This is a genomic window from Ferruginibacter sp. (assembly GCF_028288465.1).
Taxonomy (GTDB): Bacteria; Bacteroidota; Bacteroidia; order Chitinophagales; family Chitinophagaceae; genus Ferruginibacter.
Map to the genome: position 1 here is coordinate 1 of NZ_JAQBNR010000055.1, position 15984 is coordinate 15984.

The 15984-nt window shown below is 42.4% G+C and carries 11 protein-coding genes; 4 read left to right on the top strand and 7 right to left on the bottom strand.

Annotated features, from left to right (window positions below; all coding sequences use genetic code 11):
- A partial coding sequence (locus JWR61_RS21450) for a glycoside hydrolase family 16 protein (protein ID WP_301929748.1) occupies positions 1 to 487 on the bottom strand: 487 nt, incomplete at its 3' end.
- Between the two features lie 256 nt (positions 488 to 743).
- Between JWR61_RS21450 and JWR61_RS21455 the strand changes: the two genes are divergently transcribed.
- The 4 genes from JWR61_RS21455 (at position 744) to JWR61_RS21470 (ending at position 7760) form a co-directional block, all read left to right on the top strand.
- Entirely contained in the window at positions 744 to 3494 is a 2751-nt protein-coding gene (locus JWR61_RS21455) for a DUF1553 domain-containing protein (RefSeq protein ID WP_301929749.1), read from the top strand.
- An 81-nt stretch (positions 3495 to 3575) separates the two neighbouring features.
- Positions 3576 to 5084, top strand: coding sequence for a DUF1501 domain-containing protein (locus tag JWR61_RS21460; protein WP_301929750.1), 1509 nt, complete (start codon positions 3576 to 3578; stop codon positions 5082 to 5084).
- A gap of 81 nt (positions 5085 to 5165) precedes the next feature.
- Complete coding sequence (locus tag JWR61_RS21465) at positions 5166 to 6095, top strand: sugar phosphate isomerase/epimerase (protein ID WP_301929751.1); 930 nt, start codon at positions 5166 to 5168, stop codon at positions 6093 to 6095.
- A 243-nt stretch (positions 6096 to 6338) separates the two neighbouring features.
- Positions 6339 to 7760: a c-type cytochrome domain-containing protein gene (locus JWR61_RS21470; RefSeq protein WP_301929752.1), complete on the top strand. Its 1422-nt coding sequence runs from the start codon at positions 6339 to 6341 to the stop codon at positions 7758 to 7760.
- A 7-nt stretch (positions 7761 to 7767) separates the two neighbouring features.
- Here the strand turns inward: JWR61_RS21470 and JWR61_RS21475 are convergent, their stop codons facing one another.
- From JWR61_RS21475 to alaS, 6 genes are all read right to left on the bottom strand, one after another.
- Positions 7768 to 8892, bottom strand: coding sequence for a TlpA disulfide reductase family protein (locus tag JWR61_RS21475; RefSeq protein ID WP_301929753.1), 1125 nt, complete (start codon positions 8890 to 8892; stop codon positions 7768 to 7770).
- A gap of 9 nt (positions 8893 to 8901) precedes the next feature.
- Positions 8902 to 10347, bottom strand: coding sequence for an Asp-tRNA(Asn)/Glu-tRNA(Gln) amidotransferase subunit GatB (gene gatB, locus JWR61_RS21480; protein ID WP_301929754.1), 1446 nt, complete (start codon positions 10345 to 10347; stop codon positions 8902 to 8904).
- Positions 10348 to 10488: 141 nt separating this feature from the next.
- Positions 10489 to 11589: a PDZ domain-containing protein gene (locus JWR61_RS21485; protein ID WP_301929755.1), complete on the bottom strand. Its 1101-nt coding sequence runs from the start codon at positions 11587 to 11589 to the stop codon at positions 10489 to 10491.
- Between the two features lie 238 nt (positions 11590 to 11827).
- On the bottom strand, positions 11828 to 12712 hold the full coding sequence (locus JWR61_RS21490) for a bestrophin family protein (protein WP_301929756.1): 885 nt from the start codon (positions 12710 to 12712) through the stop codon (positions 11828 to 11830).
- A gap of 60 nt (positions 12713 to 12772) precedes the next feature.
- Positions 12773 to 13273, bottom strand: coding sequence for a GNAT family N-acetyltransferase (locus tag JWR61_RS21495; protein ID WP_301929757.1), 501 nt, complete (start codon positions 13271 to 13273; stop codon positions 12773 to 12775).
- Positions 13274 to 13336: 63 nt separating this feature from the next.
- Positions 13337 to 15984 (bottom strand): alanine--tRNA ligase (gene alaS / locus JWR61_RS21500; RefSeq protein ID WP_301929758.1); only part of this gene is annotated, 2648 nt, incomplete at its 5' end.

The following is a 15984-nucleotide window of genomic DNA, read 5'->3' on the forward strand; positions in this document are numbered from 1 at the left end:
TGGTGCGACCGATTCGTTTTAGGGCGCTTTCATGTCCTGTCCATGTTCCTATATAAATTACTTCCGGATCGGCAATTAACCATTCAAAATCAATTTCACTGAGGCCGGGAATACTATCAACGTGATAAGTAAAATACCCTACCACCGCTCCGGCATTGGGCTGTGTTTTTACAACATCAGGTATTTTAAGCCTTGCTGAATAAGTGCCAAAATGAGTGAAGTTATTTGAAATAATCTCTGGTCCACGCCCGGGCCCCGCAGAATCCGCCGGATCGATCTTAAAGGAAAGTATTTTAGTACCCGGTTCTGTGATTGAATTTACTCCGAATGCCTTTTTAAAATCAGCAGCATTGCCAGTTGAGCCATACCTGAAAAATTTTGAAACAGGCATATTGAAATTTTCAACAAAAGAGCCCTGCTCTTTAATTTTTTGAGCCTGGATAAACTGGCAATTAAGGCAAATTGCCATAATCAATAAGTGCTTCACGTTCTTTTGTTTTTTATAATAAATAGAAAAACTATGCAAGAAATCTAAACCCGGTAAAGAATATCACGGCTATTATTAGTCTAAATTTACATAGAAACTGAATGATTGCTGATTTAATCAGCTTCGAATCCGGATTGTCTGACGCATAGATGTTGCTTTCGGTAATTTTGTAGCAGCCATTTAATTTTTAGAAACATTCTTCCTCACAAAGTTTTAACTTTAAGGGTAACATTTATACTCAACCCGCTCCTCCGGCATGAATAAAAAAATCGTTTTTATTGTTTTGATATTGGGCGCCCTGGCGGTGAGCAGTTGGTTAATTGGCATCCGGAAATCAACCATCGATTTTACAACACAGGTAAAGCCTATCATCAATAAAAATTGTATCACCTGCCACGGCGGGGTAAAACAGAAAGGTGGTTTTAGTTTATTGTTTCGGGAAGAAGCGCTGGCCAAAACCAAAGCAGGCAAACAGGCGATTATACCCGGTGATCCCGAACACAGCGAAATGATCCGGCGGCTAACACTGAAAGATCCCGAAGAACGGATGCCTTATAAACATGATGCACTCAGCAAAGAAGATATTGAAATTTTATCTGCCTGGATAAAACAGGGTGCGGCCTGGGGCCAGCACTGGGCCTATGCCCCGGTAAAGGAAGTTGCAGTTCCGCAGGCAAAAAGTTTCTTTGGTTTAATCAATAAAAAAAGTGACTGGGCAAAAAACGAAGTTGATTATTTTATAGAACAAAAACTGAATGAACAGGATTTAAAACCATCGCCGCAGGCAGATAAAAAAACGTTGTTAAGAAGGGTTAGCCTGGATTTAATTGGTATGCCGCCTTCAGAAAATATTGCACAACAATTTCTGAATGACAGCAGCAATAATGCCTATGCAAACCTGGTAGATTCTCTATTGGCCTCGCCGCATTACGGTGAAAAATGGACCAGCATGTGGCTTGACCTGGCACGGTATGCCGATACCAAAGGTTATGAGGCAGACATGGGCAGAAACATCTGGAAATACCGTGATTGGCTCATCGAAAATTTCAATGCAGATAAACCCTATAACCAATTTTTGGTGGAGCAAATTGCCGGCGATTTGTTGCCGGATGCAACAGACGATGATTATATCGCCACCGCTTTTCACCGCAACAGCATGACAAATGATGAAGGTGGAACCGACAATGAAGAGTTTAGAACCGCCGCCGTAATGGATCGTGTAAACACCACCTGGCAGGGATTGATGGGCACTAGTTTTGGTTGTGTGCAATGCCACAGTCACCCGTACGACCCGTTTAAGCAGGATGAATATTATAAGTTCATGGCTTTTTTCAACAATGCAAGAGATGAAGATTCACAAGCCGATTATCCCTTGTTGCGGCAGTATTCGGGCCGGGACAGTGCCACCATTTTTCGCTTAACAAAATGGATCAACGAAAATGTTTCAGCTGATACCGCCAAAGCTTATTATGCATTTTTAAAAACATGGCAGCCAACCATCAACTCCTTACAATGTAACCAGTTTGTAAATGCAGCACTTGTAAGTAGCTGGTATGCCGGCATGCGAAATAATGGATCCTGCAGGTTACAGCATGTTGATCTCAGCAACAAACAGGAGTTATTGTTTCGCTATACATCGTCTGTAAAAAATGGTATATGGACCATCCACACTGATTCTTTAAACGGACCGGTTTTAACTACCGTACAAATTGCGCCGGTAAAAGAAGGCTGGCAAATTGCCAGTACCAAAATCAAACCGACAATTGGTTTTCATGACCTCTATTTTACCTATAAAAATAGCAGCCTGAAAACCGCGGAACAGACCGGCGTTTTGTTTGAATGGTTTCGTTTTGAAGAAGCCTTTCCCGGCAAAGAAAAACCGGGATACGATTCTGCCTACAGCTGGTTTTGGCAACTGATGAATGCGAAGGTGACCACCACTCCCGTGATGTATGAAAATCCACCAGACATGCACCGGGCTTCATATATTTTTAACCGAGGTAACTGGCTGGTAAAAGGAGATCAGGTAGAACCGGACGTGCCTAAATCACTCAACGCTTTCCCTGCCAACGCACCCAAAAACCGGTTGGGTTTGGCCATGTGGTTAACGTCCGATCAAAACCCATTAACAGCCCGGACCATGGTGAACCGGGTATGGGAGCAACTGTTTGGAAACGGCCTTGCAGAAACATTGGAAGACCTCGGTTCGCAGGGCATTGCGCCGACGCATGTTGAACTGCTTGATTGGCTCAGTTACCAGTTTATGCACCAGGATAACTGGAGCGTTAAAAAACTGATCCGTACAATTGTAATGAGTGCTGCCTATCAGCAGGATTCTAAACTCCTGCCTGAATTACAGCAAAAAGATCCTTACAATAAATTGTATGCCCGCGGATCAAGGGTTCGTTTATCGGCAGAACAGGTGAGAGACCAGAGTTTAAGCATCAGCGGTTTGCTGAACCCGGCAATTGGAGGCCCCAGCGTTTATCCCTGGCAGCCAAACGGCATCTGGCTTTCGCCCTGGAACGGTGAAGAATGGCAACAGCCAAAAGGAAACGAACAGTATCGCCGTGCAATGTATATTTTCTGGAAACGTTCAGCACCTTATCCATCCATGATGACTTTTGATGGTGTGGCACGTGAAGTTTGTACAGCAAGGCGTATCCGCACCAATACACCTTTGCAGGCGCTCACCACATTGAATGATTCGGCGTATATTGACATCGCAAGAAATTTTGCCTACCGCATGCAGGCCATTGCCGGAAAAGAAACCAGTGAGCAAATTAAAAAAGGATTTAAGTCAGCCACCCTGCATGATATTGACGCAAAAAGTTTACAGGCATTATTAAATTTATACAACACCGCTCTCAATAAATTTAAAAAAGATGAAGAGAAAACCTGTGAGCTGATTGGTGCACCAAACGAACACAACAATCCGGAAACAGCCGCATTAACTGTGGTGGCCAATGCAATGCTGAACCTGGACGAAGTGGTGACGAAAAACTAGGGAACATTATGAGTGATGATTTATAAATGATTAGTTATAGAGAAGAACCAATTGCGGTAGATAACACAACAAACTATTACAATGACACAAAAACAATTACACCAGCAGCGGTTGATCAGGGAGGCTGAAAAAGCTGTGATGCAGATGAATACCCGTCGCCACTTTTTAAAAGAAAGTGCCATGGGGTTGGGTGCGCTGGCATTGGGCTCGCTGTTTGGAAGCTGCGCCAGCAAGGGGCCGCAGAGCAGCAGTGTAGTGTTTGATCCTGCTCATCCGCTGATGCCCAAGTTGCCGCCTTTTGCCGCCAAAGCAAAGAGCGTAATTTACCTGCACATGGCGGGCGCCCCATCGCAACTGGAGCTGTTTGACTATAAGCCCGAGCTGATGAAAATGGATGGTCAGGATTGCCCACAGTCGTTGCTGGAAGGAAAGAAGTTTGCTTTTATCAGAGGTGTTCCTAAAATGCTTGGACCGCAGGCAAAGTTTGCGCAGCATGGCAACTCAAGGGCATGGGTAAGCGAAAATATGCCGCACCTGGCTTCTATTGTAGATGAAATAAGTTTTTTAAAAGCAGTTACTACCGACCAGTTTAACCATGCACCGGCACAGCTGATGGTGCATACCGGTTCGGCACGCTTAGGCAGGCCCAGTATTGGATCGTGGGCTACTTATGGCTTGGGTACAGAGAATCAAAACCTGCCCGGATTTGTGGTGTTAACCAGTGGAGGAAAAAATCCAGATGCAGGTAAAAGCGTGTGGGGAAGCGGCTTTTTGCCGAGCGTATACCAAGGCGTTCAGTGCAGAAGTGAAGGCGACCCTGTGCTGTTTATTAAAGACCCTGAAGGTATGGACAGGGACCTGCGCAAGGCCAGCATTGATGCCATTAACCAGGTAAATGCGGAGGAATATAAAACCTATAATGATCCCGAAATTTTATCAAGGATATCGCAATATGAAATGGCTTATAAGATGCAGATATCAGCGCCGGAGGTGATGAACATTAACAATGAACCGGCTTATATTCATGAAATGTACGGTACCCAACCAGGACATGGATGTTTCGCCAACAATGTGTTGCTTGCAAGAAAACTGGTAGAGAAAGGTGTTCGCTTTGTACAATTATTTGACTGGGGATGGGATAGTCACGGTACAGATGCAAGCCTTGCAATTGACCTTGGCTTTATCAATAAATGCCGCTCGGTAGATAAATGTATCACTGCGTTAATTCTTGATTTAAAGCAACGTGGTTTGCTGGAAGAAACGTTGGTAGTTTGGGGTGGTGAATTTGGCAGAACGCCGATGATGGAAAACAGGGAGGGCAAACAAAACCCCTATAAAGGCAGGGACCATCATACAGAAGCATTTACGATGTGGATGGCAGGCGCCGGTATCAAAAAAGGGTTCTCTTATGGAGAGACAGATGAAATTGGTTATAGCGCCATCAGTGGTAAAGTTGAGCCCTTTGATATCCAGGCCACCATATTAAACCAGTTGGGTTTTGATCATGAAAAGCTAACCTACGATTTCCAGGGAAGGCCGTTCAGGCTAACTGACACGAGGGGAAAAGTAATTACTGATATTTTGAGCTAATATTGTGAACAGTGAGTGCTAAGTAGTGAGTGAACTACTGCTCAGTGCTCGCTACTCGCCACTGAACACTCACCACTAACCATGCTGCTAAACCGAAGAAACTTTTTACAAACAACCACGTCTGCAACAACGGCATTATTGCTTACTTCGCTGGATGTATTTGCCATACCACAAAAAATCAATCAAATGAATACAGGTTTTAAACTGAAAGTGCTGGCTACCAACTGGGGCTACCAGGGAAGCATAGATGCTTATTGCGCCAAAGTAAAACAGGAAGGGTACGACGGTATAGAAATATGGTGGAACAATTCACAAAAGGAAACCGACGAATTATTTGCCGCACTAAAAAAGTATAACCTGGAAGTAGGCTTTCTTACAGCCGGCCATCAAAGCAATTATGCAGAACATTTTTCCAGCTTTAAACAGATGGTTACGGCTGCGGTTACCAATAAAGTACAATCGCCTTTATACATTAACTGCCATAGCGGTAAAGATTATTTCAGTTACGAAGAAAACAAGGCGCTGATTGATTTTACGATGACGCTGTCAAAAGAAACGGGGATAAAAATTTGTCATGAAACGCACCGCTCGAGGATGCTTTTTGCGGCACCGGTTGCCAAAACATTTATGCAGCAAATACCCGGTCTGCGTATTACAATGGATATATCGCACTGGTGCAACGTTAGTGAAAGCTTATTGGCTGATCAGCAGGAAACGGTTAACCTCGCGATAGAAAGAACGGATCACCTACATGCACGTATTGGCCACGCAGAAGGGCCGCAGGTAAGCGATCCGAGAGCGCCGGAATGGGAGGAAGCAGTAAAAGCACATTTTGCCTGGTGGGATGCTGTGGTTGCCATTAAAAAACAAAAAGGTGAAGTGTTAACAGTACTTACAGAATTTGGTCCGCCGGATTATATGCCTACTGTTCCTTATACTCATCAACCCCTGGCTGATCAATGGGCCATCAATGTTTACATGATGCATTTGTTGAGAAAGAGATATTTGTAAGAAGCCCCACCTATCCTCCCCGGAGGGAAGGAAATGGAGAAGATTGTAGCGGGTTCAGGGATTTTAATTTAATTTGAAAAACCAATTCTTTAAGCTGCACGTTTTACATTGTTCCTGGTTGCTGAAAATGTACAAGTGAGTGACACAACAATGCTAAATTGAAAAACAAAAGCTTGCCACAAAACTCTTTTTTTTAACCAGCATAAAAAGCGATTTTATTTTGCCTTAATAAATATTTATCTGTTGAAACTTTTATCAGTCATTGAATTTTTTGGTCATTTTCATCCGCTGCTGGTGCACTTGCCCATCGGTATTTTGTTTGTGGCATTGCTGCTCCAATGGATGAACCGTAACAATCAATATGTAGCGCTTGCCCCGGCAATTCCGGTTATTTTGCTTATTGGTTGTTGTATGGCCTTTGCGTCCTGCGTTACAGGTTACCTGTTATCCATCAGTGACGATTACGATAAATCGCTTGTTAGCTGGCACATGTGGATGGCCATCGCGGTAACATTGGTTTCGCTGGTTTTGTATGCGAAAGAAAAAAATCCGGCGTTTGCCATTAATAAAAAAATACTTTCAGCCGGGTTGTTTGTGTTACTGATGATTACCGGCCATTTGGGCGGATCGCTTACACATGGATCGGATTATTTGAGTCGCCCGTTGCAGCAAATTTTTAGCAACGATACTTTGGCGAATGCGACAATTAAGCCCATTGCCAATGTGCAGGAAGCCATTGCTTATACCGATGTGATTGCTCCCATTTTACAAACCAAATGTTACAGCTGTCACAACGCCAATAAACAAAAAGGCGGCCTGCGGATGGATGAAATAAGCCTGTTAATGAAAGGAGGAAAAGATGGTAAAGTAATCACGCCAGGCAATGCAGATGCAAGCGAATTGATTAAAAGATTGTTGCTGCCAACAGATAACGATCACCATATGCCGCCAAAAGAAAAGCCGCAGTTATCTGAGAGCCAGGTTGCCCTGCTGCACTGGTGGATTGGCAACAATGCGGATGCCCAGAAGAAAGTAAAAGACCTTGCACAAACCGATAAAATAAAGCCAGTTTTACTGGCCCTGCAAACAATTACTGAAACGCAAAAACCAAGAACAGATATTCCTGCCGCCGCAGTCACCAAATCAGATGAAAAAATTATTGATTCGTTAAAAGCGAGGAATATTGTTGTGTTGCCGGTAGCCCAAAATACCAATTACCTGATGGCAAACTTTGTAACAGACAGTATCGTTGATAAAGCCGATCTGCAGTTATTACAACAGCTAAAACCGCAGCTGATCTGGTTAAAATTACAGAACACCAATATTGGTGATGATGCCATAATGCAGGTTGCACAATTGACCAATCTTACCAAGCTTGATTTGTCAAATACATTTGTTACTGACAAGGGATTGGCACAACTGGCCGCGATTTCGGGCCTACAATACCTGAATCTTGTGGGTACAAAAATTACGGCAACAGGCGTTGCTCAATTAAAAACACTCAAAAATTTGCAGTGGTTGTACTTGTATAAAACGGGCTATACTTCCAAAGACTGGAGCACATTAAAAACTTTATTTCCTAAAACAACGATTGATACCGGTGGATACCAGGTTCCGTTATTAAAAGAAGATACTACACTCGTAAAAGAGCCGGTAAAAAAATAGTAAGCGTTTATTTTAAAATCCCTGCCAGTTTGCTTTCAAGCGCATCGCCTCTTAAATTCATGGCGATAATTTTTCCTGTTGGGTCAACAAGAACGTTGTAAGGAATGCCATCAAAGCCATACAATTTAACGGCGGCGCTGCTCCAGTATTTAAGATCGCTGATATGATACCAGTTCAGGCTGTCTGCCTTGATGGCATTTTCCCATTGGCCTTTATCCTGGTCAAGCGAAACGCCCAACACAGTAAAGTTTTTATCTTTGAAAGTATTGTATGCTTTTACCACATTCGGGTTTTCTGCCCGGCAGGGAGCGCACCAGCTGGCCCAGAAATCTACCAGCACATATTTACCTTTCAGCATACTCAATGCAAATGGTTTACCTGTTGTATCCGGTAAATTTATTTCAGGAGCCATACCTCCTTCATGCGGCTTTGCCTTGAATTGCGCAATCAGTTGATTGTACTGCGCAACCATGCTGTTCAAAGCCATATGTTTTGGAAACCTTGCAGCAAGACCGGCGACAGGTTTTTCTAATTTGTCTGGCTCGATGGTTTGTGAATATCCTAAAGCAAACATCGCCACAACGGGGTCTGTGGTGGTGTCAACATATTGGCTGATGAAATGGTTATATACAACTTCCTTTTCTGCCAGTTCATTTTTATTTACAGTTAACAGGCTATCAGATTGACCTGATGCGGTCATTTGCCGTAGCCCGGCCGACTTATTCTCCAACGCTATTCTTTGAGAACGAATGCCATCGAGGAATTTTTTTAATGAAGCATTTGCGGGAGAGGCAAATGTGCCTGCCTCAGTAGCAAGTTTATTGTAATCGGCTGTAAAACCAATTTCATCTTTATCATTGATCAATACAAAAAAGGCGCTGTCTTTTTCCAGGCGAATGCGGTACAACCCTTCTTCCACCGCCAGTGCAGATACTGTAAAGTGACCATTTTTTATCTCGCCAGTGTCCAGCACTTCCGGATTCTTTTCACTGAAAAACAATTCTTCCAGGTATATTTTTTGATCAGGCGCATTGCTGATCTGTCCGTTTACTGTAAATTTCCCCGGCTCATTTTTATTATTGCATGATAATAAAGTGGCAGCACACAAGGCAATAGTTAATAAGTTTTTCATTCCGGTTGTTTAATTTAATTTTTCTGCCAATAATTTATTTACAAGATTCATATCTGCTTTGCCCTTGCTTAATTTTTTAACTTCGCCTACAAATAATCCGATCAGGCCTTTTTTACCGCTTTTATATTCCTTTACTTTTTCAGGCATCTTAGCAATTACTTCGTCAACCCAAACAGCAACCGAGCCTGTGTCGCTTTCCTGCAGCAGGTTTAAGGTGGTGGCAATGTGTAAAGGTTCCTTTCGTGGATCAACCAATAAAGCATTAAATATTTTTGAAGATGCGATACTGAAATTCACCTTGCCTTCATCCACCAGTTTAATCAGTGCACTTATTTTTTCGGGCGTTAACGGAAAGTCTGACAGATCAATACCCCTATCGTTACAGTAAGATTTTACAGGACCCATCAGCCAGTTAACTACGGCTTTGTAATGATTGGTATGTTGTATGGTCGCTTCAAAAAAATCAACGAGTAATTTATCACCGCAAATTACCTGCGCATCATACACTGGTAAATTAAATACCGAGATATATTTTTTTTCCAGTTCTTCATGCAATGCAGGCAATGCATTTTTTACCTGCTGTAAAAATTCATCCGTAATGTTAAATGGGGTAAGATCCGGATCGGCAAAATAACGGTAATCATCTGCTTCTTCCTTGCTGCGCAATGAAAAAGTGGTGTTGTTATCGGCATCATAACTTCTTGTTTGCTGTATCACTTTTTCGCCACTTTCTACAATATCAATTAAGCGGTTTACCTCTACATCAATGGCACGTTTTACGTTGCGGATGCTGTTTAAGTTTTTCACTTCTACCCGGGTGCCAAGCTTTGTTTCGCCTTTTAAACGGATGGAAATATTGGCATCGCAACGCATACTGCCTTCTTCCATATTGCCGTCGCAGATATTAAGCCAGCGCACGAGGCGGCGCAGTTCTGTTACATAGGCGAATGCTTCTTCGCTGCTGTGCAAATCGGGCTCGCTTACTATTTCAAGCAGGGGAACACCGGCCCGGTTTAAATCAATAGCAGTATAATTTTCATCTACATCATGTAAACTTTTGCCAGCATCTTCTTCCATATGAATTCGGTTTAGCCGAATATGCCGTTCGGTATCTCCGGTCTTAATCCGCACCGTACCGCTTTTACAAATGGGCGTAGTATGCTGACTTACCTGGTAGCCTTTGGGCAAATCAGGGTAAAAATAGTTTTTGCGGGCAAAATAATTTTGCTGTTCAATTTCACAATGCAGTGCGAGCCCCAGTTTTACTGCATATTCAATGGCCTGTTTGTTCATTTTGGGCAGCGTGCCCGGGTGCGCCAGTGTTATGGGGCTAATGTGCGTGTTGGGTGCCGCGCCAAAGGCAGCGCTGTCGCCACAGAACAATTTGCTTTTTGTAAGCAGCTGGGCGTGCACTTCAAGCCCGATTACCACCTCGTATTTATCATTTTTTATCACGGTTGCAAATGTACAAAGAAGTTGGTGGCTATTTTCTAAAGGAGGAAATTTCAAATGCCCTCCTTTAGATAGGGTAAACAAGAAATCCATCCGCCAATGGCCGCGGCCACAGACGAATGGATTTTACATGGAGGTTTTCGTTTATAAGTTAGCGGTCTTCAGTTTTTTCGGAATCTTGATATCGAAATTCATTTCTGTTCCGTTTCTCTTCGCTTTGATAGTGTAGGCAGATTTGTCGGCTACTTCCTGCAACTGCTCCCTTGCATCATCTGTATTGCTTATTTTCTGACCGTTTATTTCAGTGATTACATCGTCTTTTTTAAGACCGGCTTTTTGTGCGGCAGATGAATCTTCCACATCAATTACTTTTACATTTCCACCTTCTTCTGTATCCTGAATTTTTAATCCCAACCTTTTTTGCCGCGGAAACATGCCGCCTATTAAGTCCTCATTCGGGCCAAAATTAAAATTGTCATCCATGTTAAAATTCCGGAACATGTCACCATCGGGCATTGGTCTTACCTGCACACGGGGAGCTTTAAAACCACGTACCATCGGACCTGAATTATCGTATTTAAAAACCATATTTCTTTCTTCAATCCGGTCGCCCAGTACAGCCTTAACATCCTTTTTTTTGCCATCCCTGATGTAGGCTATTTTTATTTCTTCCTTTGGTTTTTTACTACTGATGATTTCAGCCAGTTCTCCGGCGTCATTCACTTTTTCATCGCCTATTTTTGTAATGATATCATCCTTTTTTAATCCAGCTTTTTCAGCGGCGCTTTCTTTTAGTACTTCCACAATTTTAGCGCCTTCAGCAGTTTTTTCTGTTGTTACACCAAGGAAAGGCTTGTGAGCACCCGGACCTCTTTTCATTCCCTGTAAGCGGTCAAGACCAGCAATCTCTGGCATTCCATCCGGGCCGTCAAAATTAAAAGTCATATTTCCTCCATGATCGTCGCGGATGATGAATTTCCTTTTATTGATGGTTACATCTGCATCATTAAAGTCAGACAAGGGTTTTCCGTTGATGGTAACTTTATCACCGTCAATTTCAACATTGAGTTTAACGGTTTTATCGCCATTGCTTTTAATAATAATTTCCTGTGTTTCTTTTTTTCCTTTTTTATCCGGTTTTGTGATGTAGTCCTTTGAGTCTTGTTTAAGATCCTCCTGCGCTGATGCAGTCAATGACAAACTAATGAAACCTGCTGCCAGTGCGGTAAAAATTATTTTTTTCATGTTGGTTGATTTGATATACGAAATATTTAGTAGTTCAAATGTAGGTAGAATTTTTTAATTACGAATTTATTCGCAGATTATTTAATTGGTTTAACAAAATTTTTAAATCAGGCAGGGGTAGGAACACGCCGCAGCCTGTTCCTAAGGTGCAAAAATGGTATGCCGTACAAGAGGGCGACGCAAAACAATGATGACCACGGCTGTATCCTGGCCCGGACAAAAAATTGTCTTACAAAAATTAAATCAGTTCGGCCACGTGTTTGTGAATATTAAGTGCAATTTTATCCGTGGGCACATCATTTTCGTCGTTGCCAAACGGGTCTTCAATTTCTTCGGCAATCAGTTCCAGGCTGGCGAGTACATAAAAGATAAAAGCTACTACTGGTATTACGTAGTACCCGAGGCTGAATACATAACCGAAGGGTAGAGTCATTACATAGAAAAAGATGAATTTTTTTATAAATACGCTGTACGAAAAAGGGATGGGCGTATTTTTTATCCGTTCGCAGGCGCCGCAAATATCCGTAAAAGATTGCAGCTCTGCATTGAGAATGATGAGTTGATCGCCATTAATTTTTTGCTCTTTATACATTTGCTGAATATGCCTGAACATAAGTAAGGCAACCTGGTTGGGAATGTGTTTTTCTGTATCGATGTGTTTAAAAATAGGATGCCTGGCATCTTCTTCAAACAGTTCAATTCTTGTTTTTTCTGCTTTTAAGTGATTGCGCAAGGCATATGCGTAGGCCGGAATTATTTTCCTAAAAAAGAGGCGTTGCTCCTTATCTTCTTCTGGCAACATTACTGTAAGTTTGATGGCCAGATTACGGCTGTTATTGACCAGGCTGCCCCAAAGTTTGCGGCCTTCCCACCAGCGATCGTAGGCGGTGTTGGTTCTGAAAACAAGCAGCATGGATATGGCAAAGCCAAGCAGGCTGTGCATAAGCGGAATATTTTTTAAAAAGCTATTTACGGAAAGCTGAAAATATTCCATCTCCACGTAAGCAATAATACCTGAATAAATACTGATGCCGATAATCAGGGGGAACAACCGGCGAAAGCTATCCGCTTTGTGAAAGCGAAATATAAATGTAAACCACTCTTTAGGATTGTAGCTGATCATGAATTACCATTTTACCAAAGATATTTGTTTACCGATTTGCGGCTATAATTTTTATAATAATTAAGTGGCACGATATACTTTTACCTGCACGTTGTCTTCCATAATTTCTTTTACATACTGCATTCCAATTTTTTCAAGTACGTTTTGAGATGCGGTATTATCAATGTGAGCCTTACCAAAAATTTCCTGCAGGTTTAATTGATGGAGGCCGTAGTTTAATGTATGCTGTGCCGCCTCGGTAGCATAGCCTTTGCCCCAATGACGCGGCGTAAAGCGGTAGCCCAGATCTATTTCATTTGTTGATTGCAGCCATTTTAAACCACACCAGCCAATAAATTCATTGTTGTGTTTTGTATGAACGGCCCAGCGTCCAAGATTATTTTCATACTGCGGCAGCATGATATTTTGCAACACGTTTGTCGCTTCCTCAACATTCTTTAGTGCCGGCTCGTGAATGTATTGCAGTACACCGGGTGCACTGTTGAGTGTCCATATCAGCGGTGCATCTGCCATGGTAAACTGGCGCAAGACCAGGCGGGGAGTTTCTATGATTATTTTCATGGCATGCAATAAAAAAGGGAAGCCATTACAACTTCCCTTCGTTAAAAAATAAGAAGTTGATTTTTATAATAAGGATTTTACCTTTTCAATAATGGTTTTAAAATTACTTACATCCTGTCCGCCTGCAGTGCCCAGGTTTTTTTGTCCGCCACCGCCCCCTTTTATCAAACCGGCAACTTGCTCTTTGATAATTTTCGTAGCATCCAGGTTTTTTGCTGCTACCACTGTATCGGCGATACCAATGGCTACAAAGGCTTTGCCGTCTATGTTGCTGCAAAGCACTATCACGCTGTCGTGCAGGTGGCTTTTAAGATCGGTACATAATTTTTTCAGGGCATCTGCATTGCTGACTTCTATGATGGCGCCCACAAAAGTTACGTTGTTGATGATTTCATCCTGCTGCAATAATTCGTTGCGGATGCCTACCAGTTGCCTTGCTTCCAGCCCTTCAATACGTTTGGACAACAGGCTGTTTTCCGATTGCAGATATTGTATTGATTTTGGAATGTCTTTTGAATTTTTCAACAAACCACGAATTTCATCCAGCGCCACAAATTGTTCGTTGATGTAGGTTTCTGCTGCTGCGCCACAAACGGCTTCAATTCTTCTTACACCAGCAGCCACGGCACTTTCATGCTGTATTTTAAAGATGCCGAGCTCGCCCGTACTGCCCACATGCGTACCGCCGCAAAGTTCAATACTATACCCAGGATCCATAATCACCACCCGCACTATATCGCCATATTTTTCTCCAAACAAAGCCATGGCGCCCATGGCTACGGCTTCATCCTTGTGCATGGATTTTATAACTACCGGAATATTTTCCCTGATCTTTTCATTAACCAGTTTTTCAACTGCGGCGATTTCCTCATTGGTTACTTTGGCAAAATGGCTAAAGTCAAAACGCAGGTAATCATTGTTTACCAAACTTCCTTTTTGTGCTACATGCTTGCCCAGCATGGTACGTAAAGCTGAATGCATTAAATGGGTAACGCTGTGATGCACAGCAATGGCTTTTCTCCTGGCTGCATCTACTTTTGCTGTGACAGTTGTTTCAATTGCAGCCGGCAGCTTGTCAGTAAAATGAATGATCAAATCATTTTCTTTTTTGGTGTTTGTTACTCCGATGGCTTCATCACCAAATTGTAAAACACCCGTATCGCCCACCTGTCCGCCACTTTCAGCATAAAAGGGTGTGGTATCCAATACCAGTTGATATTGTTCTTTTCCTTTAGCCGTTACTTTTCTATACTTGATAATATTGCTTGCTGTTTCCAGTGAATCGTAGCCTACAAATTTGTTGCTGACATTTTCAATTAAGGTTACCCAGTCTTCCGTTTCTAAAGTTGTAGCGGCACGGCTGCGGTTTTTTTGTTGCTGCATTTCGGCTTTAAAACCAGCCTCATCCACGGTTAAATTATTTTCTGCTGCAATAAGAATGGTAAGATCAATCGGGAAACCGAAAGTATCCAACAGTTCGAAAGCGGTAGCACCGTTGATCGTTTTCGTTTGCTGTGACTGTGCCATCGCTTCCTCGATCTTCTTCAAACCCTTATCCAGCGTTCTTAAAAATGCCTCTTCCTCTTCTTTAATCACTCTTGCTACAAAATCCTTTTGTGCATTCAATTCCGGAAAAACATTTTCAAATTGGGTAGCAATTACAGGCAACAGTTGAAACAGCAATGGCTGCTTATAATCCAGATAAGAATAATAATATCGCACAGCCCTGCGAAGTATACGGCGTATAACATAGCCTGCGCCTGTGTTGGAAGGCAGCTGTCCGTCTGCAATGCAGAAACTGATGGCCCGTATATGATCAGCTAAAACCCTGAACGCAATGCTTTCTTTATCATCACCAGCTTTATATTCTTTCTTTACTATTTTAATGATTTCGGCAATTGTTCCGGTAAAAACATCTGTGTCGTAATTACTTTGTTTGCCTTGTATTACCCTTACCAATCTTTCAAATCCCATCCCGGTATCTACATGTTTTGCCGGTAATGGTTCTAGGCTGCCATCTTTTTTCCGGTTAAACTGAATAAACACATTGTTCCAGATTTCAATCACCTGCGGATGATCGTTGTTTACCAAAGTTTTGCCGGCCACTTGTTTTCTTTCTTCTTCGCTTCTGCAATCCACATGAATTTCCGTACACGGGCCACAGGGTCCGGTGTCGCCCATCTCCCAAAAATTGTCTTTTTTGTTGCCCAATAAAATCCGGTCTTCATCTACATATTTTTTCCATTCATTATATGCTTCTTCATCTTTTGGCAAGCCTTCTTTTTCGTCGCCTTCAAAAATGGTTACGTACAATCTATCCTTGTCCAGTTTATATACTTCAGTTAACAGTTCCCAGCTCCATTCAATAGCTTCCTTTTTAAAATAATCGCCAAAGCTCCAGTTGCCCAGCATTTCAAACATGGTATGGTGATAGGTATCCACGCCTACTTCTTCCAGGTCGTTGTGCTTACCGCTAACCCGCAAACATTTTTGGGTATCCGCAGCCCTGTTATAAGGCGCTTTTTTATTGTCCAGGAAATAATCTTTAAACTGGTTCATGCCCGCATTGGTAAACAATAGGGTCGGGTCATCTTTTAAAACGATGGGTGCCGAAGGCACAATGGTATGCCCCTTTGATTGAAAAAAATCAAGAAATTGACTGCGTATCTGTGCACTCGTCATCATAACCTGCTGTTTTGGGTTGATTTTTG

Bases quoted from the DNA above. Each gene is read 5' to 3' on its own strand.
- JWR61_RS21490 (WP_301929756.1), bottom strand. From the start codon at position 12,712: ATGATCAGCTACAATCCTAAAGAGTGGTTTACATTTATATTTCGCTTT.
- JWR61_RS21465 (WP_301929751.1), top strand. From the start codon at position 5,166: ATGCTGCTAAACCGAAGAAACTTTTTACAAACAACCACGTCTGCAACA.
- JWR61_RS21455 (WP_301929749.1), top strand. From the start codon at position 744: ATGAATAAAAAAATCGTTTTTATTGTTTTGATATTGGGCGCCCTGGCG.
- JWR61_RS21485 (WP_301929755.1), bottom strand. From the start codon at position 11,589: ATGAAAAAAATAATTTTTACCGCACTGGCAGCAGGTTTCATTAGTTTG.
- JWR61_RS21475 (WP_301929753.1), bottom strand. From the start codon at position 8,892: ATGAAAAACTTATTAACTATTGCCTTGTGTGCTGCCACTTTATTATCA.
- JWR61_RS21495 (WP_301929757.1), bottom strand. From the start codon at position 13,273: ATGAAAATAATCATAGAAACTCCCCGCCTGGTCTTGCGCCAGTTTACC.
- JWR61_RS21460 (WP_301929750.1), top strand. From the start codon at position 3,576: ATGACACAAAAACAATTACACCAGCAGCGGTTGATCAGGGAGGCTGAA.